This is a genomic window from Streptomyces sp. SCSIO ZS0520 (assembly GCF_025643355.1).
Lineage (GTDB): Bacteria > Actinomycetota > Actinomycetes > Streptomycetales > Streptomycetaceae > Streptomyces > Streptomyces physcomitrii.
On record NZ_CP092644.1, the window covers coordinates 6,756,239 to 6,782,468 of the forward strand.

Annotated in this window: 21 protein-coding genes and 1 pseudogene; 19 read left to right on the forward strand and 3 right to left on the reverse strand. The window is 73.5% G+C overall.

Annotated elements, in window-relative coordinates; translation table 11 throughout:
- The first annotated feature begins 273 nt into the window (after window positions 1–273).
- Window positions 274–1,395, forward strand: a complete 1,122-nt coding sequence (locus MID12_RS27410) for a glycosyltransferase family 4 protein (protein WP_263171449.1) — start codon at window positions 274–276, stop codon at window positions 1,393–1,395.
- Between the two features lie 63 nt (window positions 1,396–1,458).
- Here MID12_RS27410 and MID12_RS27415 read toward each other — a convergent pair whose 3' ends face one another.
- Window positions 1,459–3,264, reverse strand: a complete 1,806-nt coding sequence (locus MID12_RS27415; protein ID WP_040254795.1) for a glycoside hydrolase family 15 protein — start codon at window positions 3,262–3,264, stop codon at window positions 1,459–1,461.
- 445 nt (window positions 3,265–3,709) lie between these two features.
- Here MID12_RS27415 and MID12_RS27420 point away from each other — a divergent pair, with 445 nt between their 5' ends.
- From MID12_RS27420 to MID12_RS27480, 13 genes and pseudogenes are all read left to right on the forward strand, one after another.
- On the forward strand, window positions 3,710–5,383 hold the full coding sequence (locus tag MID12_RS27420; protein WP_263171451.1) for a CTP synthase: 1,674 nt from the start codon (window positions 3,710–3,712) through the stop codon (window positions 5,381–5,383).
- Between the two features lie 90 nt (window positions 5,384–5,473).
- Complete coding sequence (locus MID12_RS27425; RefSeq protein ID WP_040254799.1) at window positions 5,474–6,100, forward strand: NUDIX domain-containing protein; 627 nt, start codon at window positions 5,474–5,476, stop codon at window positions 6,098–6,100.
- 135 nt (window positions 6,101–6,235) lie between these two features.
- Window positions 6,236–8,281 (forward strand): annotated as a pseudogene (locus MID12_RS27430) (tetratricopeptide repeat protein); the annotation flags it as partial.
- 1,271 nt (window positions 8,282–9,552) lie between these two features.
- Complete coding sequence (ald, locus tag MID12_RS27435; protein WP_040254801.1) at window positions 9,553–10,677, forward strand: alanine dehydrogenase; 1,125 nt, start codon at window positions 9,553–9,555, stop codon at window positions 10,675–10,677.
- A 398-nt stretch (window positions 10,678–11,075) separates the two neighbouring features.
- Window positions 11,076–12,203 (forward strand): ParA family protein, encoded by a 1,128-nt coding sequence (locus tag MID12_RS27440; RefSeq protein ID WP_078845264.1) that lies wholly within the window; start codon window positions 11,076–11,078, stop codon window positions 12,201–12,203.
- Window positions 12,188–12,766 (forward strand): hypothetical protein, encoded by a 579-nt coding sequence (locus MID12_RS27445; protein ID WP_263171457.1) that lies wholly within the window; start codon window positions 12,188–12,190, stop codon window positions 12,764–12,766. Before MID12_RS27440 ends, MID12_RS27445 begins: the two co-directional genes overlap by 16 nt.
- A gap of 101 nt (window positions 12,767–12,867) precedes the next feature.
- Window positions 12,868–14,307, forward strand: coding sequence for a segregation and condensation protein A (locus MID12_RS27450; RefSeq protein WP_263171460.1), 1,440 nt, complete (start codon window positions 12,868–12,870; stop codon window positions 14,305–14,307).
- Window positions 14,304–14,969 carry an SMC-Scp complex subunit ScpB gene (gene scpB, locus MID12_RS27455; RefSeq protein WP_040254804.1) on the forward strand — a complete coding sequence of 222 codons (666 nt, stop codon included), beginning with the start codon at window positions 14,304–14,306 and terminating at the stop codon, window positions 14,967–14,969. The genes MID12_RS27450 and scpB overlap by 4 nt, the downstream gene beginning before the upstream one ends.
- On the forward strand, window positions 14,969–16,030 hold the full coding sequence (locus MID12_RS27460) for a pseudouridine synthase (RefSeq protein WP_040254807.1): 1,062 nt from the start codon (window positions 14,969–14,971) through the stop codon (window positions 16,028–16,030). The genes scpB and MID12_RS27460 overlap by 1 nt, the downstream gene beginning before the upstream one ends.
- Before the next feature lie 323 nt (window positions 16,031–16,353).
- Window positions 16,354–17,007 carry a nicotinamide riboside transporter PnuC gene (pnuC, locus tag MID12_RS27465; RefSeq protein WP_263171463.1) on the forward strand — a complete coding sequence of 218 codons (654 nt, stop codon included), beginning with the start codon at window positions 16,354–16,356 and terminating at the stop codon, window positions 17,005–17,007.
- On the forward strand, window positions 17,004–18,107 hold the full coding sequence (locus MID12_RS27470) for an AAA family ATPase (RefSeq protein ID WP_263171465.1): 1,104 nt from the start codon (window positions 17,004–17,006) through the stop codon (window positions 18,105–18,107). Before pnuC ends, MID12_RS27470 begins: the two co-directional genes overlap by 4 nt.
- A 152-nt stretch (window positions 18,108–18,259) precedes the next feature.
- Complete coding sequence (locus MID12_RS27475) at window positions 18,260–18,937, forward strand: NUDIX hydrolase (RefSeq protein ID WP_052483257.1); 678 nt, start codon at window positions 18,260–18,262, stop codon at window positions 18,935–18,937.
- Window positions 18,937–19,956: an ADP-ribosylglycohydrolase family protein gene (locus tag MID12_RS27480; RefSeq protein WP_263171468.1), complete on the forward strand. Its 1,020-nt coding sequence runs from the start codon at window positions 18,937–18,939 to the stop codon at window positions 19,954–19,956. Before MID12_RS27475 ends, MID12_RS27480 begins: the two co-directional genes overlap by 1 nt.
- A gap of 55 nt (window positions 19,957–20,011) precedes the next feature.
- On the opposite strand, the gene MID12_RS27485 is transcribed toward MID12_RS27480, so the two are convergent.
- Window positions 20,012–20,731 carry a nucleotidyltransferase domain-containing protein gene (locus MID12_RS27485; protein ID WP_263171471.1) on the reverse strand — a complete coding sequence of 240 codons (720 nt, stop codon included), beginning with the start codon at window positions 20,729–20,731 and terminating at the stop codon, window positions 20,012–20,014.
- 234 nt (window positions 20,732–20,965) lie between these two features.
- On the opposite strand from MID12_RS27485, the gene aroH reads away from it, so the two are divergent.
- The 5 genes from aroH to der all read left to right on the forward strand — a co-directional run bounded on the left by aroH (window position 20,966) and on the right by der (window position 25,639).
- Window positions 20,966–21,328 carry a chorismate mutase gene (gene aroH, locus MID12_RS27490; protein WP_040254815.1) on the forward strand — a complete coding sequence of 121 codons (363 nt, stop codon included), beginning with the start codon at window positions 20,966–20,968 and terminating at the stop codon, window positions 21,326–21,328.
- Window positions 21,325–22,410 carry a prephenate dehydrogenase gene (locus MID12_RS27495; protein ID WP_263171475.1) on the forward strand — a complete coding sequence of 362 codons (1,086 nt, stop codon included), beginning with the start codon at window positions 21,325–21,327 and terminating at the stop codon, window positions 22,408–22,410. Before aroH ends, MID12_RS27495 begins: the two co-directional genes overlap by 4 nt.
- A 295-nt stretch (window positions 22,411–22,705) precedes the next feature.
- The gene (gene cmk / locus MID12_RS27500) at window positions 22,706–23,398 is read left to right on the forward strand and encodes a (d)CMP kinase (RefSeq protein WP_040258407.1); all 693 of its coding nucleotides are present in this window, start codon (window positions 22,706–22,708) and stop codon (window positions 23,396–23,398) included.
- A complete protein-coding gene (locus MID12_RS27505) occupies window positions 23,356–24,072 on the forward strand; it encodes a lysophospholipid acyltransferase family protein (RefSeq protein WP_263171480.1) in 717 nt (238 codons plus the stop codon). Before cmk ends, MID12_RS27505 begins: the two co-directional genes overlap by 43 nt.
- A gap of 70 nt (window positions 24,073–24,142) precedes the next feature.
- Entirely contained in the window at window positions 24,143–25,639 is a 1,497-nt protein-coding gene (gene der, locus MID12_RS27510; RefSeq protein WP_263171483.1) for a ribosome biogenesis GTPase Der, read from the forward strand.
- A gap of 105 nt (window positions 25,640–25,744) precedes the next feature.
- On the opposite strand, the gene MID12_RS27515 is transcribed toward der, so the two are convergent.
- On the reverse strand, window positions 25,745–26,140 hold the full coding sequence (locus tag MID12_RS27515; protein WP_040254821.1) for a hypothetical protein: 396 nt from the start codon (window positions 26,138–26,140) through the stop codon (window positions 25,745–25,747).
- Window positions 26,141–26,230 lie beyond the last annotated feature (90 nt).

A 26,230-nucleotide genomic window follows, 5' to 3' on the forward strand; every position in this document is an offset into this window, starting at 1 on the left:
CCGGCCCTGCCGCCCCGTCAATCCCGGGCCCCGAAACCACCGGTACGAGTGGAACGCCTCCCCCTGCTCACCCCGGCGCCCCGCTCCGGACGCCGGACTGCGGCCCCGGCGCCCGCTCGGCCTGGCATCCTGTGCGCAGCACCCGGGGTGGCACCCAGTGCCCCGAACACCCGCCCCCGGCCCACCGGAGACCGCCACGGACCGGCCGCCCTGCCCCCATGAACAGCAAGCAGAACTCCCCCCACCGAACCACCGAACCAAGGAACCCCCCACGTGAGCAGCCTCGCACCATACGGTCGTCCGCCGCTGCGTACCGTGCAGGTGCTCGGCGGGGTGAGCGCCGGCAGCAGCGGCCAGGTGCGGGCGCTGGCCACCGGGCTCACCGCGCGCGGGGTGCGGGTGACCGTGTGCTCCCCGCAGCGGACCGAGGAGGCGCACGACTTCACCGGCGCGGGAGCGGTCCATGTACCGGTGCCCCGGCGCGGCGACCCCGCCTCGCTCGCCGCTCTGCGCGCGGCCTGCTCCGGCGCCGACCTGGTCCACGCGCACGGACCGCACGCCGCCCTGCGCGCCTCGCTGGCCCTGAGCGGACGCCCGGTGCCCCTCGTGGTGACCTGGTACAGCGGCGGCTCGTGGGACGGCTCCCGGCCGCGGGTACGGGAGTTGGTGGAGCGCCGGGTGGCCAGGGCGGCCTCGGTGGTCCTCGGCGCCACCCCCGAACTCGTCGGCCGGGCCCGGGCCTTGGGCGCCCGCGACGCCCGGCTCGCCGTCCTCGCCCACCCGGGCGCGCGCCCGCCCCACGAGGGGGACACGGCGGGGCGCAGCACCGCCGACCCCGACAAGACCCGGGCCGAACTCGGCGCCGTGGGACGCCCGTTGCTGCTCGCCGTGGGCGCCCTGCACGCGGGCCGCGGCTACCGGACCCTGCTCGACGCGGCCCGCGCCTGGCGCGGCCTCGAACCGCAGCCGCTGGTGCTGATCGCGGGGGAGGGGCCGCTGCGCTCCCAACTCCAGCGCCGCATCCGCCGCGAGGACCTGCCGGTACGCCTGCTCGGCCGCCGCACCGACGTACCGGAACTGCTCGGCGCCGCGGACCTCGTCCTGGTGCCCGGCAGCCGGGAGGCGCGCTCCGTACTCGCCCAGGAGGCCCTGCTCGCGGGGGTGCCGCTGGTCGCCGCCGAGGTCGGGATGATGACCGAACTCGTCGGCGGGGCCGCCGAGTTGGTGCCGCACGGGGACGCCGAGGCCCTGGCCCGCGCGGTCACCGCGCTGCTCGATGACCCGTACCGCAGGCAGCGGCTCCGGGTCGCCTCCCGTGCGCTGACCCGCAGTTGGCCCTCCGAGGACGAGGCCGCCGCCCAAGTCCTCGGCGTCTACGACGAGTTGACCGGGTGACGCACTCCGGCCCGCGGCTGGGGCCGCGGGCCGGAGGGTGCTGCGTCGGTGCCGGGGCGGGCCTCAGCCCCCGTACGCCCCCGAGGCGGTGAGCCGCAGGGCGGTGTCGATCAGCGGGACATGGCTGAACGCCTGCGGGAAGTTGCCCACTTGGCGCTGGAGGACCGGGTCCCACTCCTCGGCGAGCAGGCCGAGGTCGTTGCGGAGCGCGAGCAGCTTCTCGAAGAGCTTGCGGGCCTCGTCGACCCGGCCGATCATCGCCAGGTCGTCCGCCATCCAGAAGGAGCAGGCCAGGAAGGCCCCCTCGTCGCCGGAGAGCCCGTCCACACCCTCGTCCTCACCGGAGGTCGGGTAGCGCATGATGAAGCCGTCCGGGGTGGACAGTTCGCGCTGGATCGCCTCGATGGTGCCGATGACGCGCTTGTCGTCCGGCGGCAGGAAGCCCATCTGCGGGATGAGCAGCAGCGAGGCGTCGAGCTCCTTCGAGCCGTAGGACTGGGTGAAGGTGTTGCGCTCCTGGTCGTAGCCCTTCTCGCAGACGTCCCGGTGGATGTCGTCGCGCAGCTCGCGCCACTTCTCCAGGGGGCCGTCCGCGTCGCCGGACTCGATCAGCTTGATGGTGCGGTCGACGGCGACCCAGGCCATCACCTTGGAGTGCACGAAGTGGCGGCGCGGGCCGCGCACCTCCCAGATGCCCTCGTCCGGCTCGTACCAGTGGTCCTCCAGGTGCCGGATCAGCTTCAGCTGGAGCAGCGAGGCGTGGTCGTTGCGCGCCAGGCCCGTCATATGGGCCAGGTGCAGGGCCTCGGTGACCTCGCCGTAGACGTCCAGCTGGAGCTGGTGGGCGGCGCCGTTGCCGACGCGCACCGGGGCGGAGCCCTCGTAGCCGGGCAGCCAGTCCAGCTCGGCCTCGCCCAGCTCCCGCTCCCCGGCGATGCCGTACATGATCTGCAGGCTCTCCGGGTCGCCGGCCACCGCGCGCAGCAGCCACTCGCGCCAGGCGCGGGCCTCGTCGCGGTAGCCGGTGCGCAGCAGCGAGGACAGCGTGATCGCCGCGTCGCGCAGCCAGGTGTAGCGGTAGTCCCAGTTGCGCAGACCGCCGATCTCCTCCGGCAGCGAGGTGGTGGGCGCGGCGACGATGCCGCCGGTGGGCGCGTAGGTCAGCGCCTTCAGCGTGATCAGCGAACGGATCACGGCCTCCCGGTAGGGGCCGTGGTACGTGCACTGCTCGACCCACTCCCGCCAGAACTCCTCGGTGGCCTCCAGCGACTGCTCGGGCTCGGGCAGCGCCGGGGGATTCCGATGCGAGGGCTGCCAGGAGATGGTGAAGGCGACGCGCTCACCGGGGGAGACCGTGAAGTCGGCGTAGGTCGTCAGGTCCTTGCCGTAGGTCTCCGCCTCGGCGTCCAGCCAGACCGAGTCGGGTCCGGCCACCGCCACGGTGCGCCCGTCGACCTTGTGCACCCAGGGCACGATCCGGCCGTAGGAGAAGCGCATCCGCAGCGCGGAGCGCATCGGCACCCGGCCGGTGACGCCCTCCACGATCCGCACCAGCTGGGGTGCGCCGTCGCGGGGCGGCATGAAATCGGTCACTCTGACCGTGCCGCGGGGGGTGTCCCACTCGGATTCCAGGATCAGCGAATCCCCGCGGTAGCTGCGGCGGACCGCGGGCGGCGGGTCCTCGGACCCGGCCGCCGGCCCCAGTCTCCAGAAGCCGTGTTCTTCGGTGCCGAGCAGCCCGGCGAAGACGGCGTGGGAGTCGAAGCGGGGCAGGCACAACCAGTCGATCGTGCCGTCCCGGCAGACCAGCGCGGCGGTCTGCATGTCTCCGATAAGTGCGTAGTCCTCGATGCGCCCGGCCACGTACATCTCCAGTCAAACGGCCACGGTGCCCGCTCGGGGGCCTTGCAATGCGGGTCAAGGATTCTGTGTGAATCGTCTGCGACGAGCTCTTGTCGGAAAAGACGCGGCTCGTGGCGTCGTCGTTCCCTCGGTCACTCCGACGCCCCTGGTCCGGGGCATGCCACGTGCCCGGATACGGCGCTCGTCGGCGAGTGTCCGAGCAGGATACGTCCGCACCGGGTGATCCGTGCACCGTCTTCGGCAACCCGGCTGCGCCGAACGGGTGGGCGAGAGGTGACGTGTGCCGCATTCCGTGCGCGGAGCGTGGCCGGAAGCAGTCTCCTCTGGTCGCTGTTACCCTGGTAGCCCGTGGACCGGTGGGCCTGGCCCCCGACCGCAGCGGCGCCACCCGAAGAACGTTCCGGGCCCGCTCAGCACCTCAGACCGCGACCACGGGAGCCCCCTCTTGGCCATGCCGCCCCGATCCTCGAATTCGACGACCAAGCACATCTTCGTCACCGGGGGTGTCGCCTCGTCCCTCGGCAAGGGGCTCACGGCCTCCAGCCTGGGCGCGCTGCTCAAGGCGCGCGGCCTGCGGGTCACCATGCAGAAGCTGGACCCGTACCTCAATGTCGACCCCGGCACGATGAACCCCTTCCAGCACGGTGAGGTGTTCGTCACCAACGACGGCGCCGAGACCGACCTGGACATCGGCCACTACGAGCGCTTCCTCGACGTCGACCTCGACGGCAGCGCCAACGTCACCACCGGTCAGGTCTACTCGACGGTGATCGCCAAGGAGCGCCGCGGCGAGTACCTCGGCGACACCGTGCAGGTCATCCCGCACATCACCAACGAGATCAAGCACCGCATCCGCCGGATGGCCACCGAGGACGTCGACGTGGTCATCACCGAGGTCGGCGGCACCGTCGGCGACATCGAGTCGCTGCCCTTCCTGGAGACGGTCCGCCAAGTCCGCCACGAGGTCGGCCGCGACAACGTCTTCGTGGTGCACATCTCCCTGCTCCCCTACATCGGCCCCTCCGGCGAACTGAAGACCAAGCCGACCCAGCACTCGGTCGCCGCGCTGCGGAACATCGGTATTCAGCCGGATGCGATCGTGCTCCGAGCGGACCGTCACGTTCCGACCTCGATCAAGCGCAAGATCTCCCTGATGTGCGATGTCGACGAGGCCGCCGTGGTCGCCGCCATCGACGCCAAGTCCATCTACGACATCCCGAAGGTGCTGCACACCGAGGGCCTGGACGCCTATGTCGTCCGCAAGCTCGACCTGCCCTTCCGGGACGTGGACTGGACGGTCTGGGACGACCTGCTCGACCGGGTGCACAACCCCGACCACGAGGTCTCCATCGCCCTGGTCGGCAAGTACATCGACCTCCCCGACGCCTATCTCTCCATCACCGAGGCCCTGCGCGCGGGCGGGTTCGCCAACCGGGCCCGGGTGAAGATCAAGTGGGTCACCTCCGACGACTGCAAGACCCCCGCCGGGGCCGAGGCCCAGCTCGCGGGCGTGGACGCGGTCTGCGTCCCGGGCGGCTTCGGCGACCGCGGCGTCAGCGGCAAGGTCGGCGCGATCCGCTACGCCCGGGAGAACCGGATCCCGCTGCTCGGCATCTGCCTCGGCCTGCAGTGCATCGTCATCGAGGCCGCGCGCAACATCGCGGACATCCCGGACGCCAACTCCACCGAGTTCGACGCGGGGACCGGCCACCCGGTGATCTCCACCATGGCCGAGCAGCTCGACATCGTCGCCGGCGAGGGCGACATGGGCGGCACCATGCGGCTCGGCATGTACCCGGCCAAGCTCGCCGAGGACTCGATCGTGCGCGAGGTCTACGACGGCAAGGAGTACGTCGAGGAGCGCCACCGCCACCGCTACGAGGTCAACAACGCCTACCGCGCCGAGCTGGAGAAGAAGGCCGGGCTCCAGTTCTCCGGCACCTCCCCGGACGGCAAGCTCGTCGAGTACGTCGAGTACCCGCGCGAGGTGCACCCGTACCTGGTGGCCACCCAGGCCCACCCGGAGCTGCGCTCCCGCCCGACCCGCCCGCACCCGCTCTTCGCGGGCCTGGTGAAGGCGGCCGTCGCCCGCCGGCAGGAGCTCGCCCCCGGCACGGACGGCTGAGCCGCCCCCGCCGGGATAGCGTTGCCGGGGTACGCGCTCGCGAGGGCGCGTACCCCGGTTCTTCGTTTGCGGCGCGTGGGAGGCTTCGGCATGGCGATCAAGGACAGCCCCGAGGAGTGGGAGGTCAGGGCGAGCACGACCCCCTTCACGGGCAAGAAGACCGCGGTGCGCACCGACGAGGTGGTCATGCCGGACGGTTCGGCCGCCCGCCGCGACTACCAGGTGCACCCCGGCTCGGTCGCCGTGCTCGCCCTCGACACCGAGCAGCGCGTCCTCGTCCTGCGCCAGTACCGCCACCCCGTACGGCACAAGCTCTGGGAGCTGCCGGCCGGGCTGCTCGACGTACCGGGCGAGAACCCGCTGCACGCGGCGCAGCGCGAGCTCTACGAGGAAGCGCACCTCAAGGCCGAGGACTGGCGGGTGCTCACGGACGTCTTCACCACGCCCGGCGGCTCCGACGAGGCGGTACGCGTCTTCCTGGCCCGGGAGCTGTCCGAGGCCGAGGGCGAGCGCTTCGAAGTCGCCGAGGAGGAGGCCGACATGGAGTTGGCCATGGTGCCGCTGCCCGCTCTGGTACGAGGGGTGCTCGCGGGCGAACTCCAGAACAACTGCCTTGCCCTCGGGGTGCTTTCGCTGCACGCCGTGCTCGGCGGCGAGGGCCCCGGGGCGCTGCGCCCGGCCGAAGCGCCGTGGCCCGCCCGCCCGTTCTCCGTGTGACCATCGGCTGATCCGAACGAGGGAAGCCGCCGCCCTGCTCTCCGCAGTTCGTCGCAGAGAGTGAACTAGGCTCGGCGGGTGCCCGTTCCCGATACGGCGGGCACTCGGTCGGCAAGGCGACGGGAGCGTGGCCCGGTGACGGAATGGGCGGTGGACGGCAGCGGACTGCGGGTGCCCGGTACGGACCGGGAGCCGCACCCCGAGGACGAGTTGACGGATGCTCACTTCCTGGGCCGCACACGGGAGTTGAAGGAACTCCACAGCGACATCGCGCGCGCGGGACTGGACACCATCGCGGGCCGCAAGGCGCCCCGGGCCCGGGTCCTGCTCATCGCGGGCAAGCCCGGCTCCGGGCGCACCGCGCTCGCCCGCGAACTCGCCGCACGCGTCGCGGACAGTTACCCCGACGGACTCCTCACCGCCCGACTCGCCGAACCCGACGGCACCCCCGTCCCCGTCGCCCGCCTCGCCCAGCAGCTCCTGGCGGAGCTGGGCGCCCCGGCCGGGCCCGGGGCCGAGGAGGACGAACTCACCGAGGCGCTGCGCGGCGCGCTCGCCGACCGCCGGGCCGTGCTCCTGCTCGACGACGCGCGCAGCGCCGAACAGGTCGACGCGCTGCTCCCGGACGCCCCCCACTGCCTGGCCGTCGTGGTCGCCGAGGGCCCGCTCACCGGCATCCCCAACGTACGGCCCTGCGCCCTCGGCGGGCTGGACACCAAGTCCGCCCTGGAGTACCTGGCCCGCTTCACCGGCCGGGTGCGGATCACCGTGGACCCGCGGGCCGCCGAATCCCTGGTCGAGGAGTGCGCGGGCCAGCCCGGCGCCCTCGCCCTGGCCGGCGGCTGGCTCGCCGTCCGCCCGAGGGCCGCCGTGCTCGACCTCGCCCGGCGACTGCACGGCGAGGTCACCGAGGGCACCGCCCTCGCCCGGGTCTTCCGGTACGTCTACGAGAGCCTGCCCCCGCACGCCGCCCGCGCCCTGCGCGCCCTGTGCCTCGCGCCCGCCGGGCTCCTCGACCCGCACACCGCCTCCGCCCTCGCGGGCTGCTCGGTGCCGGAGGCCGAGGAGGCCCTCACCGACTTCGCCGCGACCGGACTGCTGCGGCGGCTGCCCGGCACGCCGCCGCAGTACGAGATCCCGGGCTGCCTGGTGCCGCACCTCAGCCGTCTCGGCGCCGCCCAGGACCGGCCCGCGGAGCGCGAACTCGCCCGCGCCCGGCTCCTGGAGCGGACCGTACGCCTGCTCCAGGCCTGCCGGGCGGTCACCGAACCCGAGGGCAGCCAGGGGCGCCTGCTGCTCGCGAGGATGCCGAGCGCCCAGCGCTTCCCCTCCGAGGCGGCCGCCGCCCGGTGGCTCTCGGCGCGCGAACCCGCCCTGTTCGCCGCGGTGCGGATGGCGGTGGCCGACGGCCGACTCGACACCCTGGCACGGCGATTGATCTCCGCTCTCGTACGGGCCCTGCTCGCGCACCGCGACGCCGAGGCGGAGGCCGCCGGGCTGTACGCCCTGCACGGGTACGCCCTGGAGATCGCCGAGCGCCGCGCGCTGCCCGCGGAGCGTGCCGCCGCCCTGCTGAACCTGGCGGACCTCGATGCGCGCTCGGGGCGCACCGAGGCCGCCCTCGACCGCTACCGGGCCGCCCTGGACGCGGGACGGGTCGCCCGGGACGCGTACGCCACCGCCCGGGCCATGGAGTCCCTCGGCGCGGTGCACGAGACCCTGGGCGACTGGGAGCGCGCCGCCGACTGGTACGGGCGCGCCCTCTCCCAGCGCCAGGCCCGGGACGAACGCGCCGAGGCCGCCGTCCTGTACGGGCGCATCGGCGGCGTGCTCGCCTGCGCGGGCCAGTACCCCGAGGCCCAGCGCAGCTGGCGGGCGGCGGTCGCGGGGTACCGCAGGGCGGGGGACGCGGCGGCGCAGGCCGGGGCGCTGGGCGAGCTGGCCCGCGTCCAGGAGTACGCGGGCCGCCACCCGGAGTCGCTGCGCACCTGGCACGAGGCGGTCCAGTGGGCCCGCCAGACCCGCGACACCGACCTCGAATCCTCCCTCCGCCACCGCCTCGCCGACGCCCTGGAACGCCTCGGCGATCCCGCTGCCGCCCGGCTGCACCGCAAGGCGGCGGAGCGGTTGGTGGAGGGGGAGGGGGGCTCGGTGGCCGATGGGGCGGGGGCGGTGACGGAGCGGGAGCCGGAGGCGGCCGTGGTGGTCGCGGAGCCGGTGGCGGTGACGGAGCCGGAGGTGGTCGAGGAGCCGGAGTTGGAGGCAGTCGAGGAGCGGGAGCCGGAGGCGGTTTCGGAACCTGAGCCGGAGCCCCAGCTTCAGCCGGTCCTGGAACCCGGGCCTGAGTCCCTCACTGAGCCGGAGCCGGAGCCGGAGCCGGAGCCGGAGCCCGAGCCCGAGCCGGAGCCGGAGCCGGAACCGGTCAGGGAGCCGCAGCCCGTCGTGGAAGCCGAGGCCGAGCCGCAGCGGGTGACGGATCCGCAGCCGGTGACGGAACCGCAACCGGCGTCCGCCACGGAACCGGAGCTGGAACTCATCAAGGCGCCCGAGCCCGTCATCGAGGCGGAGCCGGAGCCCGTAGCGGAGCCCGTAAAGGAACCGGACCCAGTCGAGGAGCCGGAGCCGCAGCCCCTCCCCGAACCGCAGCCTGTTCCCGAGCCTCAGCTCGCCCCCGAACTTCAGCCCGCCCCCGAGCCGCAGCCCGCCCCCGAGCCGCAGCCCGTACCGGCCGAGGCTCCCGTGGAGGCGACGGAGTCCGTGGAGCCCGCAGAGCTCGTCGAGGCCCCGGCGAAGACCAAGGTGAAGGCGGCCGCCGCCAAGCCGCCGCGCAAGCCGCGGAAGAGTGCGGCCTCGGCCGGTGCCGCGGAGAAGGCGCCCGCGAAGAAGGCCCCCGCGAAGAAGACCGTGGTCAAGAAGGCCGCCGCGAAGAAGGCGACGGCGAAGAAGGCCACCGCGAAGAAGACGGCCGCCAAGAAGGCCGCGGCGAAGAAGACGGCCCCCGGCGCCGAGGAGGCCGTCCTCGGCGAGCCGAAGAGCGAGACGGCGAAGCCCCGGCCGAGGAAGCCGGCCAAGAAGGCCGCCGCCGAGAGCGCCGCCGAGAGCCCCGTGCGGACCCCCGCGGCGCGGCCCGCCCCGTTGGAGGCGGCTCCCGCCGCGGACGTGGACGGCATCCCGGACGGCAGGTCTTCGCAGGTGACGGGCGCCACAGAGGCGGGGGAGCGGGCGGGGACCGCCGGGAATACGGGGTCCTAGGGGAAGCGGACCTTCCGCCTATGAAACACATGGTGCACTCGATGAAGATTGATGCTTTGGAAGGCTAGACACGGGGAAATCCTTCATTAGACTGGGTTCGCCGCGGGTCTTCGCGGTGTATGCGGTGTATTCCCGTGTCATCCACAGCATCCGGGTTTGTGTAGGGAATCCCCCACTTGAAACCCCCCGAGCCAAGGACCGTGATCGACGTGAAGGTCGGTATCCCCCGCGAGGTCAAGAACAACGAGTTCCGTGTCGCCATCACTCCGGCGGGCGTGCACGAGCTCGTGCGCCACGGCCATGAGGTCGTCATCGAGCGCGAGGCAGGAGTCGGCTCCTCGATCACGGACGCCGAGTTCGTCTCGGCGGGCGCCCGCATCCTGGACACCGCGGACGAGGTCTGGGCCGCCGCCGACCTGCTCCTGAAGGTCAAGGAGCCGATAGCGGAGGAGTACCACCGCCTGCGCAAGGGCCAGACGCTCTTCACCTACCTCCACCTCGCCGCGTCCAAGGAGTGCACGGACGCCCTGATCGACTCCGGCACCACCGCGATCGCCTACGAGACCGTCGAACTCCCCAGCCGGGCGCTGCCGCTGCTCGCCCCGATGTCCGAGGTGGCCGGCCGGCTCGCCCCGCAGGTCGGCGCGTACCACCTGATGAGCCCGGTGGGCGGGCGCGGTGTGCTGCCCGGCGGCGTGCCGGGTGTGGCGGCCGGTCGCGCCGTGGTCATCGGCGGCGGTGTCTCCGGCTGGAACGCCGCGCAGATCGCCATCGGCATGGGCTTCCACGTCACCCTGCTCGACCGCGACATCAACAAGCTGCGCGAGGCGGACCGCATCTTCGGCACGAAGATCCAGACCGTGGTCTCCAACGCCTTCGAGCTGGAGCGCGCCTGCCTGGAGGCCGACCTCGTGATCGGCGCCGTGCTGATCCCCGGGGCCAAGGCGCCCAAGCTGGTCACCAACGAGCTGGTCTCCCGGATGAAGCCCGGAAGTGTGCTTGTCGACATTGCCATCGACCAGGGCGGCTGCTTCGAGGACTCCCGGCCGACCACGCACGCCGAGCCGACCTTCCCGGTGCACGACGCGGTCTTCTACTGCGTCGCCAACATGCCCGGCGCGGTGCCCAACACCTCGACCTACGCGCTGACCAACGCCACGCTCCCGTACGTCGTGGAGCTCGCCGACCGCGGCTGGGTCGAGGCGCTGCGCCGCGATCCCGCGCTGGCCAAGGGCCTCAACACCCATGAGGGCAAGGTCGTCTACCGCGAGGTGGCCGAGGCCCACGGCATGGAGCACGTCGAACTCGCCGCGCTGCTCGGCTGATCCGTCAACTCCGTTCGCACCGCTCACGCTTACGGCCGGACCTCGCTCGACGGGTCCGGCCGTAGGCGTGTGGCTGTGTGTCGCGTCACTGTGCACCCCGTTCTGCGTTGTTCGCTACGGGCGCGCTCAACTCGCCTCGAACGTACGCCTTTACCCGATTCGCACACCGGGAAAATATCGCCCGCGGAGGCCATGTGCCCTTGACAGAAGGGTGTTGGGCTCCCGACACAAGCTGCCGGGTCCGGTGGATTGTGTTGCTGCGAGGTGGTGACACGCCATAGAGTCGCCAATCGTCGGCATGGTGCCACGCTGACCTATCTAGAAGTTTCCTGGTCGCCAAGGAGGTAAAACGACTTGTGAATGAGTCGACATTTGCTCCCGGGGGTGGTCAACCAGGAATGCCGACGCGGGACCAGAATCCCGCGAGGCCCGAAGGTGTCGGCTCCGTAGCTGTCCACGCCTCCGCCGACCGCCAGATCCCGACCCCAGCACACCAGAGCATGGATGGCCCTCACGTGAACGGCATGGTCCCGGACCGCAGCGGGGACACCCCATCGGTCACTCGCCACCCCGCAGACTACGAAGAGCTGCCCGAGGGTCACTTCTACGATCCCGACGCGGAGTACGAACCCGACCCCGAGTACGCCGCCACCCTCGCGCCGGACGCCGCGCGCCAGCGCCGGGAGCGGATCGGCCCGACGGGGCGGCCGCTGCCGTACTTCCCGATCCCGGGGCCGCTGACCGACCACGGTCCCGCCAAGATCATCGCGATGTGCAACCAGAAGGGCGGCGTCGGCAAGACCACGTCGACCATCAACCTGGGTGCCGCCCTCGCCGAGTACGGGCGCCGGGTGCTGCTCGTCGACTTCGACCCGCAGGGCGCGCTCTCGGTCGGGCTCGGCGTGAACCCGATGGAGCTCGACCTCACCGTCTACAACCTGCTCATGGAGCGGAACATGGCGGCGGACGAGGTGCTCCTCAAGACCGCCGTGCCCAACATGGACCTGCTGCCGAGCAATATCGACCTCTCGGCCGCCGAGGTCCAGCTGGTCTCCGAGGTGGCCCGCGAGTCCACGCTCCAGCGCGCGCTCAAGCCGCTGATGGCGGACTACGACTACATCGTGATCGACTGCCAGCCCTCGCTCGGCCTGCTCACGGTCAACGCCCTGACCGCCGCGCACAAGGTGATCGTGCCGCTGGAGTGCGAGTTCTTCGCGCTGCGCGGGGTGGCCCTGCTGACCGAGACCATCGAGAAGGTCCAGGAGCGGCTCAACCCGGACCTGGAGCTCGACGGCATCCTGGCGACGATGTACGACTCGCGCACCGTGCACAGCCGCGAGGTCCTCGCCCGGGTCGTCGAGGCCTTCGACGATCACGTCTACCACACGGTGATCGGCCGTACGGTCCGCTTCCCGGAGACCACGGTCGCCGGTGAGCCCATCACCACGTACGCCTCCAACTCCGTCGGTGCCGCCGCCTATCGCCAGCTCGCCAGGGAGGTGCTCGCCCGGTGTCACGCCGAGTGAGTCTGCCCGGGGCCGACGAGCTGTTCCGTACCACCGGGGGAACGGCCCTGCAGGCCTCCGCCCCCAAGCGCCAGGCGGGCGGCGAGGCACGGGTGCCCGCCCCGGCCGGTGAGAGCGACTCCGCGGCCTCCGGCGACCACCCGTCCGACTCCGCGCGCGCCGAGGGCGGCAGCGCCGAACACGCCACCGCCGAGGGCGGCCAGACCGGCGCCGCGAGCCGTGAGGCCTCGCACACCGAGGAGGGCGAGGCCCGCCCCGGGCGCCGCAAGCAGGACAAGGGCGCCGAGGAGGGCGAGTCGGGCTCCGGCGGACGCCGCCGCCAGGGCGGTCGCGCGGCGGCCCGCAGGCCGAGCGGCCGGGAGCGCCACGACGAGAAGATCACGGTCTATGTCTCCGCCGAGGAGCTGATGGACCTGGAGCACGCCCGGCTCGTGCTGCGCGGCGAGCACGGACTCGCGGTCGACCGCGGCCGCATCGTCCGCGAGGCGGTCGCCGTGGTGCTCGCGGACCTGGAGTCGCGCGGCGAGGCCAGCATCCTCGTCCGGCGCCTGCGCGGGCGCTGAGCCTTCCGGACGCGGGCTCGCGAGCCCTGCCGGGGGTCCCCCTGAACCGGGGCGGGGAACGATAGCCTGCCCGCCCGAAGCCCCCGCCCCACTGGACCACCATGCCGACCACCGACGATCCCGCCCCGTCCCCGCGCGGCCGCCGCCGCGCCCTGGGCCGGGGGCCGGGGGCGGCACCGGCGCCCCTGCCGCCGGGGACGGAGCCTCAGCCGCCGGGGACGGAGTCGGCGTCGGAGCCTCAGCCGGTGGAGAGGGTGCCGGAGCCCGCCGAGGAACCCGACCAGCAAGACGGGCCTCCGGCTGACGAGATCCCCGAAGGCGGCGCCCCCGAAGGCGGCGCCCCCGAAGGCGGGACCCCGGAAGGCGGGACCCCGGAAGGCGGGACCCCGGAAGGCGGGACCCCGGAAGGCGAGCGCCCGGCTGACGCGGTCCCGGCCGACGAGATCCCGGCTGACGAGGTCCCGGTAGACGGACCCCGGGAACCCGCGCCCCCCGCTGACGAGCCCCCTCACGACGACAGCTCCGACCCCACCCCCGGCCCCACCCCCGACGACGGCCGCTTCAAGGTGCGGCTCGCCAACTTCGAGGGGCCCTTCGACCTCCTGCTCCAGCTGATCTCCAAGCACAAGCTCGATGTGACCGAGGTGGCGCTGTCCAAGGTCACCGACGAGTTCATGGCGCACATCCGGGCCATGGGGCCCGACTGGGACCTCGACCAGACCACCGAGTTCCTGGTGGTCGCGGCCACCCTGCTCGACCTCAAGGCGGCGCGGCTGCTCCCGGCCGCCGAGGTGGAGGACGAGGCGGATCTCGCGCTGCTCGAAGCGCGGGACCTGCTCTTCGCGCGGCTGCTCCAGTACCGCGCCTACAAGCAGATCGCCGACATCTTCGCCGGGCGCCTGGAGGACGAGGCGCTGCGGCGTCCCCGTACCGTCGGCCTGGAGCCGCACCACGCGGAGCTGCTGCCCGAGGTCGTCATCAGCATCGGCGCGGAGGGCTTCGCCAAGCTGGCCGTGAAGGCGATGCAGCCGAGGCCGAAGCCGCAGGTGTACGTCGACCACATCCACGCCCCGCTGGTGAGCGTCCGCGAGCAGGCCGAGGTGGTGGTGGCGCGGCTCCGGGCGGCCGGACAGGCGAGCTTCCGGGAGCTGATCGAGGACGCCGGGGACACCCTCACCGTGGTGGCCCGCTTCCTCGCGCTCCTGGAGCTGTACCGGGAGAAGGCGGTCACCCTGGAGCAGGAGGAGGCGCTCGGGGACCTCCTCGTCCGCTGGACCGGGCAGGCGGGCGAACAGCCGCTGGTGACCGACGAGTTCGACCAGGAGAGCGCCCCGGCCCAGGCCCGCCGCACGGACACCGCCGCGGCGCCCGAGCCCGGGCCCGAGCCGGCCGCCGGTCCGGCGCCCGCCGTCGATCCCGACTCCGCCGCGGACCCCGCACCCGCGCCCGCCGCCCCCGGCCCGGCCCCCCTCCCAGCGCCCGCACCCGCACCCGCCGCCGCCCCTGCCCCCGACTCCGCCCCCGCCGAGGAGACCGTATGACCGAGCAGACCGGCACCGAGGCGAGCGCCGTGGCCGGGGACCCGGGGTCCGTCGCCGAGCTGGAGCTGAAGCCCGCCCTGGAGGCGGTGCTCATGGTGGTCGACGAACCGGCGACCGAGGAGCACCTGGCCAAGCTGCTCCAGCGGCCGCGGCGCAAGGTCGCGGACGCGCTGCGCGAGCTGGCCGACGAGTACACCGTGCAGGGCCGCGGCTTCGAGCTGCGCCTGGTGGCCGGGGGCTGGCGGTTCTACAGCCGCCCGCAGTACGCGGCGGCCGTGGAGGGCTTCGCCCTGGACGGGCAGCAGGCGCGGCTGACCCAGGCCGCCCTGGAGACACTCGCCGTGGTCGCCTACCGGCAGCCGGTGAGCCGTTCGCGGGTCTCGGCGGTCCGCGGGGTCAACTGCGACGGCGTGATGCGGACCCTCCTCCAGCGCGGGCTGATCGGGGAGGCGGGCGCGGAACCCGAAACAGGTGCGATCCTGTACACGACGACGAACTACTTCCTGGAGCGGATGGGCCTGCGCGGCCTGGACGAACTCCCGGAGCTCGCGCCCTTCCTCCCCGAGGCGGAGGCGATCGAGGCCGAGACGCAGGAAGGCGTGCCGTCGTTCGATCCGGACGCTCCGGATTCCGAGGACGCATACGACAAGACGGAACTTTGATGCGAAGCAGCGGCAAGGACAGCGGGCGCGGTAACTACCGAGGGGCAGGGAATTCGCGCGACGACAAGCAGAAGCGCACCGGGCGGCCCCGCCCCGAGGAGCGCCGCTACGACGCGGGCGGTTCCGGCGGGCCCTCCGGCGAGGGCGCGAAGAAGGGCCGCGGCGCCACGGCCCGGGGCGGCGCCAAGGGCGGGCCGAAGCAGTCGCAGCAGCAGCGCGGCGGCCGCAGCGCACCGGCCCGCTCCCGGGAGTACGAGGCCCGCTCCGAGGAGCGCAACCGCGAGCGGTACGCGGGCAAGAAGGAGGTCAAACCCCCGAAGACCTTCCCCGGCGCCGAGCAGGAGGGCGAGCGGCTGCAGAAGGTCCTCGCGCGCGCGGGCTACGGCTCCCGGCGCGCCTGCGAGGAGCTGATCGAGCAGGCCAGGGTCGAGGTCAACGGCAGCATCGTGATCGAGCAGGGCCTGCGGGTGGACCCCGAGAACGACGAGATCAAGGTGGACGGCCTGACCGTCGCCACGCAGTCGTACCAGTTCTTCTCGCTGAACAAGCCCGCCGGGGTCGTCTCCACCATGGAGGACCCCGAGGGGCGGCAGTGCCTCGGCGACTACGTCACCAACCGGGAGACGCGGCTCTTCCACGTCGGCCGGCTCGACACCGAGACCGAGGGTGTCATCCTGCTCACCAACCACGGCGAGCTGGCGCACCGGCTGACCCACCCCAAGTACGGCGTGAAGAAGACCTATCTCGCCGCCATCTACGGGCCCATCCCGCGCGACCTCGGCAAGATGCTCAAGGACGGCATCCAGCTGGAGGACGGCTACGCCCGCGCCGACCACTTCCGGGTGGTCGAGCAGACCGGGCGCAACTACCTGGTCGAGGTCACCCTGCACGAGGGCCGCAAGCACATCGTGCGCCGCATGCTCGCCGAGGCGGGCTTCCCGGTCGAGAGGCTGGTGCGGACCTCCTTCGGCCCGATCACCCTGGGCGACCAGAAGTCCGGCTGGCTGCGCAGGCTCTCCAACACGGAGGTCGGCATGCTGATGCGCGAGGTGGAGCTGTAGGCCCGGGGAGGCTCCGTACGGAGCAGGACCTCTCGTACGAACGCGCCGGGCCCGCCCGGTGACGACGCGTGTGCGGCGGCGGCCGGTCCCGGTGACGGGGACCGGCCGCCGCCGTCTGCCGTCCCGGCAGATCATCCGCAGAGTTCCGCCGACTCCGCACACCTCCGCCGACTCCACAGGCTCCGCCAGCTCCCCAGGCCTCCGCCAACTCCCCGTACGGCAGAGCCTCTTGGGCCCGTGCCACGCCCGGCCACCCCACCCGAAAACCCTTGCGCCCCCACCTCCCCCTCTTTATAGTCGTACTGACCATTAAGGAGGCGGGAGTGAGTCTCGCGGACCTGCTCGATCCCCTGCGGACGACCCTGTTCACCGTGCTCGACACCCCGGTCAGCTGGACCGAGGTGCTCGGCTTCGGCAGCGGGGCGCTGTGCGTCTGGCTCGTCGCGCGCCAGCGGATGGCGAACTGGCCGATCGGCATCGCCAACAACCTGCTGTTCATCCTGCTGTTCACCGACTCGGGCCTGTACGCGGACGCCGCCCTCCAGCTGGTCTTCATCACCCTTGCCGCGTACGGCTGGTGGACCTGGGCCCACGGGGGTGGTCCCGGTCCCGGCGGCCTCGCGGTCAGCCGTACCAGCCGCGCTGAATGGCTGTGGCTGGGCGCGGCAGGGGTGGTGGGCACCCTCGGTCTGATGGTGCTGCTCGACCGGCAGACGGACTCGACGGTCCCCTTCTGGGACGCGCTGACCACGGCGCTCTCCCTGATGGCGACCTACGGGCAGTGCCGCAAGCGGCTGGAGTCCTGGTGGCTGTGGATCGCCGCGGACCTGGTGTACATCCCGCTGTACGCGTACAAGGAGCTGTACCTCACCTCCCTGCTCTACGCCGGTTTCCTCGCCCTGTGCCTGCTCGGACTGCGCAACTGGCGCGCCGAGCTGGAGACCGGGCGCCCGCTTCCGGCCGGGGCGGCGGCATGAGCCGCCCTCGGCACGGCCTGGTCCTCGGCAAGTTCTATCCGCCGCACGCCGGGCACCACCATCTGGTGCGCACCGCCCGCGCCCGCTGCGAGCGGCTGACCGTGCTGGTCTGCGCCGCCTCGGTGGAGACGCTGCCGCTGGCCGACCGGGTCCGGTGGATGCGGGAGGTGCACCCGGACTGCCGGGTCGTCGGGGTCGTCGACGACATCCCGATGAACCTCGCCGACCCGCAGATCTGGGACGCGCACCTGGCCGTCTTCCGCCGGGGCGTGCCGGAGAAGGTGGACGCGGTGTTCACCTCCGAGGAGTACGGGGCGGAGCTGGCCCGGCGGTTCGGGGCGGTCCACGAGTCCGTCGACCCGGCCCGGGAGGCCTTCCCGGTCTCCGGCACCGCGGTGCGCGCCGACCCGGTGGCCCAGTGGCACCACCTCGCCCCGCCGGTACGGGCCGCGCTGACCCGGCGGGTGGTCGTGCTCGGCGCCGAGTCGACCGGGACGACCACCCTGGCCCGCGCGCTCGCCGCCCACTACCGGGCGCGCGGCGGGGTCTGGGCCCGGACGCGCTGGGTGCCCGAGTACGGGCGCCGGTACAGCGAGCGCAAGCTGGCCGCGCTGCGCGACCGGTGGCCTGAAGCGCGGTGGGAGGACGCGGAGTTCACCGCGGCGGAGTTCCCGCTCATCGCCGAGCGGCAGAACGCCCTGGAGGAGGAGGCCGCCTGCGCGGGCGGACCGGTGCTCTTCTGCGACACCGACTCCTTCGCGACCACGCTCTGGCACGAGCGCTACCTCGGCGGCCGCAGCCCCCGTACCGAGGAGATCGCCGACCGCGTACGGCACGATCTGTGGCTGCTCACCGACCACGCGTCGGTGCCCTTCGAGGACGACGGACTGCGCGACGGCGAGGAGCTGCGCCCCTGGATGACCGGGCGCTTCCAGGCCGAACTCCTGCGCACCGGGCGGCCGTTCGTGCACCTGCGCGGCTCCCGCGAGGAGCGGTTGCGGACGGCCGTCGGCGCGGTGGACGCCCTGCTCGCGGCGGGCTGGGAGTTCGGCGATCCGCTGCCCGATCTGACGGGCGCCGGTGCGGGGGAGGGCCGGTGAGCCCCGCGGGCACCGGCCGCGTACGGGCCGCACGCCGGGAGGGGCACGACGACAGGCCGGAGAAGCCCGACGACAAGCCGGGGGAGCACGAGAAGCCCGAGGAGCACGACAAGCCCGAGGGCTACGACAAGTACGCCTTCGAACCCTTCGCGGTGGCGGTCGATCTGGCGGTGTTCACCGTCCGCGAGGGCCTGCTCCAGGTGCTGCTCGTCGAACGCGGGCAGGAACCCTGGGCGGGGCACCGCGCCCTGCCCGGCGGCTTCGTCCTGCCCGCGGAGTCCGCGGAGTCCGCCGCCCGCCGCGAACTCGCCGAGGAGACCGGGCTCGCCGGGCCACTGGCCGACGCGGTGCACCTGGAGCAGCTGGCCACCTACAGCGCACCCGACCGCGATCCGCGGATGCGGGTGGTCTCGGTCGCCTACACCGCGCTCGTACCGGACCTGCCCGAGCCGCGCGGCGGGGGAGACGCGGCCCGCGCCGACTGGGTGGCCCCCGCCGCCGCGGGACCGCTCGCCTTCGACCACGCCGAGATCCTCGCCGACGCCCGGCTGCGCATCGGCGCCAAGCTCGAATACACCTGCCTGGCAACGGAGTTCTGCCCGCCGCGGTTCACTCTCGGGGAGCTCCAGCAGGTCTACGAGACGGTCTGGGACACCCGCCTGGACCGGCCCAACTTCCGCCGCAAGGTGCTCGCCACCCCCGGCTTCGTCGAGCCGGTCCCGGGCGCCGCCCGCCTCACCGGGGGCCGCGGCAAACCCGCCGCCCTCTACCGCGCGGGCCCGGCCACTGCCCTGCACCCGCCGCTCCTGCGACCCGAAGGACGCCCCTGATGACCCAGCCTCCCGTGCTCGCCGCCGCCACCGGTTCGCTGCTCGGACTCGCCCTCGGGGACGCGCTCGGCGCACCCACCGAGTTCCAGGACCTGCCCGCGATCCTCGCCGCGCACGGCCCCTGGCGGGAGCTGGACCTGCCGGACCCCGCCCGGGTCACCGACGACACCCAGATGACCCTGGCCCTCGGCGACGCCCTGCGCGAGACGATGGACCGCGGCCCGCTGGACGCCCCGCAGATGACCGAGGCGGTACGGGCGGCCTTCGTCGACTGGTCCGTCTCGCCGGAGAACGACCGCGCCCCCGGCGCCACCTGCCTGCGCGCCTGCGAGCTCCTCGCCGACCCCGGGCGCCCCTGGCAGGACGCCGGCCGCATCGACTCCAAGGGCTGCGGCGCCAATATGCGGGTCGCCCCGCTCGGCCTCGTCCCGCGCCTCGGCGACGAACAGCGCGCGGGCGGCGCCCAGTTGCAGGCCGCCCTCACCCACGGCCACCCCACCGCGCTCGCCGCCTCCGACCTGACCGCCCACGCGATACGCCTGCTCGCCGAGGGCAGCGAACCCGCCGAGCTGGTCGGCCAGTTGCGCTCGTACGCCCTGGACAACCGGGAGACCTACCACGAGCACTGGCTCGGCGACCTGTGGACCCGGAGCCGCGCGGCCTCGGCCGAGGAGTTCATCCGGCGCGGCTGGGACGAGTGCCTGGACGCCCTGGAGCGGCTGCGCTCGGCACTCGGATCCGTCTCCCCGGAGACCGACCCCTGCCAGGCCACCGGCGCGGGCTGGATCGCCGAGGAGGCGCTCGCCACCTCGCTGCTCTGCTTCCTGCAGTTCGCCGACGAACCGGTCACCGCCCTGCGCCGGGCCGCCTGCACCTCCGGCGACTCCGACTCGCTCGCCGCCCTGACCGGCGCCTTCGCCGGGGCCCACCACGGCACCGGCACCTGGCCCAGCGAATGGGCCGACCGCATCGAGTACGAAAGCCGCTTGGTGACGCTCGGGGCGCTCTGGGACGCCTGAGCGGTGGATGCTCACGACTCCGGGCGGGCACCGGCCCGGTGAGCGAGGGCGGCGGTCAGGCCACCGACCGCCGCCGCACCCCCACGAGGAAGTCCTCCACCCGGCGGGTGTCGGGCTGCGCGGGCAGCGGGGTGCGGGTCGCCGCCTGCTCGGCCTCCGCGGTGAGGCGGTGCATCCACTTCTCGGCTTCGGTCCAGGACAGCTCGCCCCGCTTCACCGCGAGCAGCGGCTCGCGCTGCTCGCCCACCTCGACGACCAGCCGCCCGGTGCGCAGCAGATCGCGGCAGCTCATCAGGAGCCGCAGCAGATGCATGGCGTGCTTCCAGCGCGGTGCGCCGTGGCGGCGGACATCGGCTTCGAGCTTCTTGTGCTGGCCCCGGGCGTAGCCGACGAAGGTCTCGTGCACCCGGCGGGACAGGAAGGCCCCGCGCAGGGCGAGGAGTTCGCGGCCGGTGTCGTCGAGGTGCGTGACCAGCGGGGAGTGCAGGCACTCCAGGATGTTCGGGTTGGCGCGCAGGGCGAGCGAGCAGAACCGCTCGATCTCCCAGGAGAACTGCTCCGGTGCGGGGCCCTCCACATGCCCCGGCGGCTTCTCGAACCGCCAGAACAGCGGGGCGGGGGCCGCGAAGACGCCCCGCAGATCGGTGTCGCTGCCCTCGGTGGCCAGGCCGAAGGCGCGCGAGCCCATGACACAGGCGTACACGGTGTGGCGCTCCACCAGGGCGGCGGGGCCGGGCGGATCGGGCAGGACAGCGCCCGCTGCGGCTTCGGACATGCGCCGAGACTACGAGCGGGCGCCCCCGCCCACCACGGCTTTTCGGCCCCCGGCCGGGGGCCCGCCGCACGGCCCGGGCCGGGCTCCGGCCGCGGTCTCCAAGGGCGGGCTCGGTGCGCCGCCCCCGCCCGGGCTGACTACCCTGGGCGCGTACGCCGCAAGCGGCGTCGGCCGCCCGGAGGACGCCCGCGGCGGGCACGGCAGCACGAGCACGACCAGGCAAGGAGCGACAGGGTGGCGGTACGAGCGGTCAGGGGCGCCGTCCAGCTGGAGCGGGACACCGCCGAGCACATGGACGAGCAGGTCAGCGAACTCCTCACCGCGGTCCTGGCCCGCAACGGCCTCGGCACCGAGGACCTGATCAGCATCTGGTTCACCGCCACCCCCGATCTGCACAGCGACTTCCCGGCCGCCGCCGCCCGCAAGCTCGGCATCACCGACGTCCCGCTGATCTGCGCCCAGGAACTCGACATCGAGGGCGCCATGCCCCGGGTCGTCCGCCTGCTCGCGCACATCGAGTCCGACCGCCCGCGCGCCGAGATCACCCACGTCTACCTCGGGGCCGCCGCCTCCCTCCGCAAGGACATCGCCCAGTGAGAAGCGCGCTCGTCATCGGCACCGGACTCATCGGCACCTCGGCCGCCCTGGTCCTCGCCTCCCGCGGGGTGCGGGTGCACCTGGCCGACCACGACCCCGAGGCGGTACGCACCGCCGCCTCCCTCGGCGCCGGGACCGACACGCCCCCCGAGGGCCCGGTCGACCTCGCCCTGGTGGCGGTGCCGCCCGCCCGGGTCGCGGGCACCCTCGCGGACGCCATGGAGCGCGGCCTCGCCCGCGGCTACCTCGACGTGGCCAGCGTCAAGGGCGGGCCGCTGCGCGAACTGCGGGCCCGCGGGCTCGACCTCTCGGCGTACCTGGGCACCCACCCGATGTCCGGCCGGGAGCGGTCGGGACCGCTCGCCGCCGTCCCCGACCTCTTCGAGGGGCGGCCCTGGGTGCTCACGCCCACCCCGGAGACCGGCACCGAGGTCCTCAACCTCGCCCTCGAACTCGTCGCCCTGTGCCGTGCGGTCCCGGTGGTCATGGACGCGGAGGCGCACGACCGCGCCGTCGCCCTGGTCTCGCACATGCCGCATCTGATGTCGAGCCTGGTCGCCGCCCGCCTGGAGGAGGCCGAGGAGGCCGCGGTCCGGCTGTGCGGCCAGGGCATCCGCGATGTGACCCGGATCGCCGCCTCCGAGCCCCGGATGTGGATCGACATCCTCTCCGCCAATCCCGGCCCGGTCGCGGACGTGCTCGCCGAGGTCGCCGAGGACCTCGGCGAGACGGTGGCCGCGCTGCGCGCCCTGCACTCCTCCGACGAGGACAAGCGCACCCAGGGCGCCTCGGGCATCGAGGCGGTCCTGCGCCGCGGGAACGCCGGGCAGGTCCGGGTCCCCGGCAAGCACGGCGCGGCCCCGCGGACGTACGAGAGCGTCTCGGTGCTCATCGACGACCAGCCGGGGCAGCTCGCCCGGATCTTCGCGGACGCGGGCCGCGCCGGGGTCAACGTCGAGGACGTCCGCATCGAGCACGCCACCGGGCAGCAGGCCGGTTTCGTCCAGCTGATGGTGGAGCCGGGCGCGGTGCCGGTGCTCACCCGGGCTCTCGGCGAGCAGGGCTGGGCGCTGCGCACCTGAGGGGGCGCCGGGCGGGCGGGGCAGTCGCGGTCGTCCCAGCCGCGGTCGTCCGTGCCCCGTCCCGTCCGTGCCCCGGCCTCGCGGCGGGCGCGTGCTCCGGTGGGCCGGGGCAGCAGGCGGCCGGCGGATCCCGCGTACCGGAAGCTGCCGACACCCCCCGCGCCCCCGGAAGGTACGGTGTGGGGTCCGCGTCCGACGGCCGTGAACCGGGCCTTCGCGGAGCCAGTAACCTTGTGCGGGGCACATTCGCGCCCCGCTCGCGCCCTCACCCCGTACCAGGAAGGTGTCCTTCGCCGTGGAAACCGCCGCCGAGACCACCCCGGCCGTCATCGTCGCCATCGACGGCCCCTCCGGCACCGGCAAGTCGAGCACCTCGAAGGCCGTCGCCGCCCAGCTCGGCCTCAGCTACCTGGACACCGGCGCCCAGTACCGGGCGATCACCTGCTGGATGGTGGAGAACGGCATCGACGTCGGGGACCCGGCCGCCATCGCCGCCGCCGCGGCCAAGCCCGAGATCGTCTCCGGCACCGACCCGGCCGCCCCCGCCATCACGGTGGACGGCAGGGACGTGGCGCAGGCCATCCGCACCCCCGAGGTGACCTCCAAGGTCAGCGCCGTCAGCGCGGTGCCCGAGGTGCGCACCCGGATCACCGGGCTGCAGCGCTCCATCGCCGCCTCCGCCGCCGGGGGCATCGTGGTCGAGGGCCGCGACATCGGCACCACCGTGCTGCCGGGCGCCGACCTCAAGATCTTCCTGACCGCCTCGCCGGAGGCGCGCGCCGCCCGCCGCAGCGGTGAGCTGAAGGGCTCGGACGTCCAGGCCACCCGCGAGGCGCTGATCAAGCGGGACACCGCCGACTCCAGCCGCAAGACCTCGCCGCTCGCCAAGGCCGACGACGCCGTCGAGGTGGACACCACCGAGCTCACCCTCCAGCAGGTCATCGAGTGCGTCGTCACCCTCGTCGAGGAGAAGCGGGCCGCGAAGTGAGCGCTCCCGCACCGGCGCCCACCGAGCGGAGCGCCGAACTCGGCAGACGCATCGGCGTCCCGCTCGTGCACGGCTTCTACCGTCCGCGGGTGCTCGGCGCCTGGAAGGTCCCGGCCCGCGGTCCGCTGATCTTCGCCGTCAACCACTCGCACTTCGTGGACGGGCCGATGCTGCTCGGCGCCTCCCCGCGCCCCGTGCACTTCCTGATCAAGAAGGAGATGTTCGGCGGCCCGCTCGGCAGCTTCCTCGACGCCATCGGGCAGCTCTCCGTCGACCGCGACTCGGTGGACCGCGCCGCGATCACGCGCGCCCTGGGCGTCCTGGACAACGGCGGCGTGCTCGGCATCTTCCCCGAAGGCACCCGCGGCGAGGGCGACTTCAGCTCGCTGCGGGCCGGACTCGCCTACTTCGCGGTGCGCAGCGGGGCGCCCATCGTGCCGGTGGCGGTGCTCGGCAGCGCCGAGGGGCGCAGCCGCCTGATACCGGCCTGGCCGCCGCTGCGCAGCAGGATCGACCTGGTCTTCGGCGAACCCTTCGAGGCGCAGGAGGCCTCGGGGGGTCCCGGTACGGCCCGCGGGCGGCGCACCCGCAAGGCGCTCGACGAGGCCACCGTGCGGATCCAGGAGCGGCTCGCCGCCCACCTGGAGAACGCCAGGCGGCTGACCGGGCGCTGAGTGACACTTGAGCAGTGGGCCGCCCGCGCCGGTGGGCCACGATCACCACGATGAACGAGGTACGCACTTCATGAACGACCCCATCCAGCCCGGGGACGCCGAGCCTTCGGCGGCCTTCGAGGCCGCGGAGCACGACCACGGCGAACTCGGCGAGAGCGAGTACGCGGCGTTCATGGAGCTGGCCGCCGAGGAGGGCTTCGACGCCGAGGACGTCGAGGGCGCCATCGAGGAGGCCGGTCACGGCCCGCTGCCGGTGCTCGCCGTCGTCGGCCGCCCCAATGTCGGCAAGTCGACCCTGGTGAACCGCTTCATCGGCCGCCGGGAGGCCGTCGTCGAGGACAAGCCCGGCGTCACCCGCGACCGCGTGACCTACGAGGCCGAGTGGGCGGGCCGCCGCTTCAAGGTCGTCGACACCGGCGGCTGGGAGCAGGACGTCCTCGGCATCGACGCCTCCGTCGCCGCCCAGGCCGAGTACGCCATCGAGGCCGCCGACGCCGTGGTCTTCGTGGTCGACTCCACGGTGGGCGCCACCGACACCGACACCGCCGTGGTCCGCCTGCTGCGCAAGGCGGGCAAGCCCGTGGTGCTCGCGGCCAACAAGGTGGACGGCCCGAGCGGCGAGGCCGACGCCACCGCGCTCTGGTCGCTCGGCCTGGGCGAGCCCCACCCGGTCTCCGCCCTGCACGGCCGCGGCACCGGCGACATGCTCGACGCCGTACTGGAGGCGCTGCCCGAGGCGCCCGCGCAGCGCTTCGGCACGGCGGTCGGCGGCCCCCGCCGGGTGGCCCTCATCGGCCGCCCCAACGTCGGCAAGTCCTCCCTGCTGAACCAGGTGGCCGACGAGGAGCGCGTCGTCGTCAACGAACTCGCCGGCACCACCCGCGACCCGGTCGACGAGATGATCGAACTCGGCGGCAGGACCTGGAAGTTCGTGGACACCGCCGGTATCCGCAAGCGGGTCCACCTGCAGCAGGGCGCCGACTACTACGCCTCGCTGCGCACCGCCGCCGCGGTGGAGAAGGCGGAGGTGGCCGTCGTCCTGATCGACGCCGCCGACACCATCAGCATCCAGGACCAGCGCATCGTGACGATGGCGGTGGAGGCCGGGCGGGCACTGGTCCTCGCGTACAACAAGTGGGACACCCTCGACGAGGAGCGCCGCTACTACCTGGAGCGCGAGATCGAGACCGAGCTGGCCCAGGTCGCCTGGGCGCCCCGGGTCAACATCTCGGCGCGCACCGGCCGCCACATGGAGAAGCTGGTCCCGGCGATCGAGACCGCGCTCGCGGGCTGGGAGACCCGGGTGCCCACCGGCCGCCTCAACGCCTTCCTCGGCGAACTCGTCGCCTCCCACCCGCACCCGGTGCGCGGCGGCAAGCAGCCCCGGATCCTCTTCGGCACCCAGGCCGGCACCAAGCCGCCCCGCTTCGTGCTCTTCGCCTCCGGCTTCATCGAGCACGGCTACCGGCGCTACGTGGAGCGCAGGCTCCGCGAGGAGTTCGGCTTCGAGGGCACCCCGATCCACATCTCGGTACGGGTACGCGAGAAGCGCGGCCGCAAGAAGTAGCCGCCGCGCAGGGCGGGACGAGTAGGCGGCATGAGGAGGGCCGCCCCGGATCAGCCGGGGCGGCCCTCCTCATGTGCCGGGTCTCCTCGTGTGCCGGGCGCCGGTTCAGCGCTCCCGGCGCGGACCCGGCGGGAGCGCGGCGGGCACCCGGTCCCCGGCGCCCGGCAGCCGCCCGACCGGCTGCCAGGCGGGCGGCGGGGTGCGGTGGCGGCCCTTGCGGCGGCCCGGTTCCGGCAGTTGGTAGGTGCCCGAGTGGTGGGTGACCCCCGGCAGCGGATCGTGCCGCCCCGCCCACAGGTCCGTGAGGTCCGCGCCGAAACCGCGGAAGGTCAGGTGTTCCTCGCCCGTCCGGTCACCCGGAAGCGCCTTGAAGGCCCTGCGGTACTCCGCGTAGAGCGCGTCGTAGATCGGGGTGGGGGAGACGGCTGCCCCGAGGTCGTGCGCGGGGCGCATCGAGGGGATCGGGCTCAGCGGGCGGCGGTTGGGGTCGTAGGCGTGCACGTATGAGCCAACGACCCACCGGGCTCTCGGATGCGGGCGGCGCGCCCAATTCGCCCCGACGGTCCGGGAATCGGGTGCGCCCGGGCGCCC

Excerpts from the sequence above, each read along its gene's own strand:
- MID12_RS27415 (WP_040254795.1), bottom strand. The coding sequence starts at position 3,264 with ATGTACGTGGCCGGGCGCATCGAGGACTACGCACTTATCGGAGACATG.
- MID12_RS27420 (WP_263171451.1), top strand. The coding sequence starts at position 3,710 with ATGCCGCCCCGATCCTCGAATTCGACGACCAAGCACATCTTCGTCACC.
- MID12_RS27425 (WP_040254799.1), top strand. The coding sequence starts at position 5,474 with ATGGCGATCAAGGACAGCCCCGAGGAGTGGGAGGTCAGGGCGAGCACG.
- MID12_RS27440 (WP_078845264.1), top strand. The coding sequence starts at position 11,076 with ATGCCGACGCGGGACCAGAATCCCGCGAGGCCCGAAGGTGTCGGCTCC.
- MID12_RS27450 (WP_263171460.1), top strand. The coding sequence starts at position 12,868 with ATGCCGACCACCGACGATCCCGCCCCGTCCCCGCGCGGCCGCCGCCGC.
- scpB (WP_040254804.1), top strand. The coding sequence starts at position 14,304 with ATGACCGAGCAGACCGGCACCGAGGCGAGCGCCGTGGCCGGGGACCCG.
- MID12_RS27460 (WP_040254807.1), top strand. The coding sequence starts at position 14,969 with ATGCGAAGCAGCGGCAAGGACAGCGGGCGCGGTAACTACCGAGGGGCA.
- MID12_RS27470 (WP_263171465.1), top strand. The coding sequence starts at position 17,004 with ATGAGCCGCCCTCGGCACGGCCTGGTCCTCGGCAAGTTCTATCCGCCG.
- MID12_RS27480 (WP_263171468.1), top strand. The coding sequence starts at position 18,937 with ATGACCCAGCCTCCCGTGCTCGCCGCCGCCACCGGTTCGCTGCTCGGA.
- MID12_RS27485 (WP_263171471.1), bottom strand. The coding sequence starts at position 20,731 with ATGTCCGAAGCCGCAGCGGGCGCTGTCCTGCCCGATCCGCCCGGCCCC.
- der (WP_263171483.1), top strand. The coding sequence starts at position 24,143 with ATGAACGACCCCATCCAGCCCGGGGACGCCGAGCCTTCGGCGGCCTTC.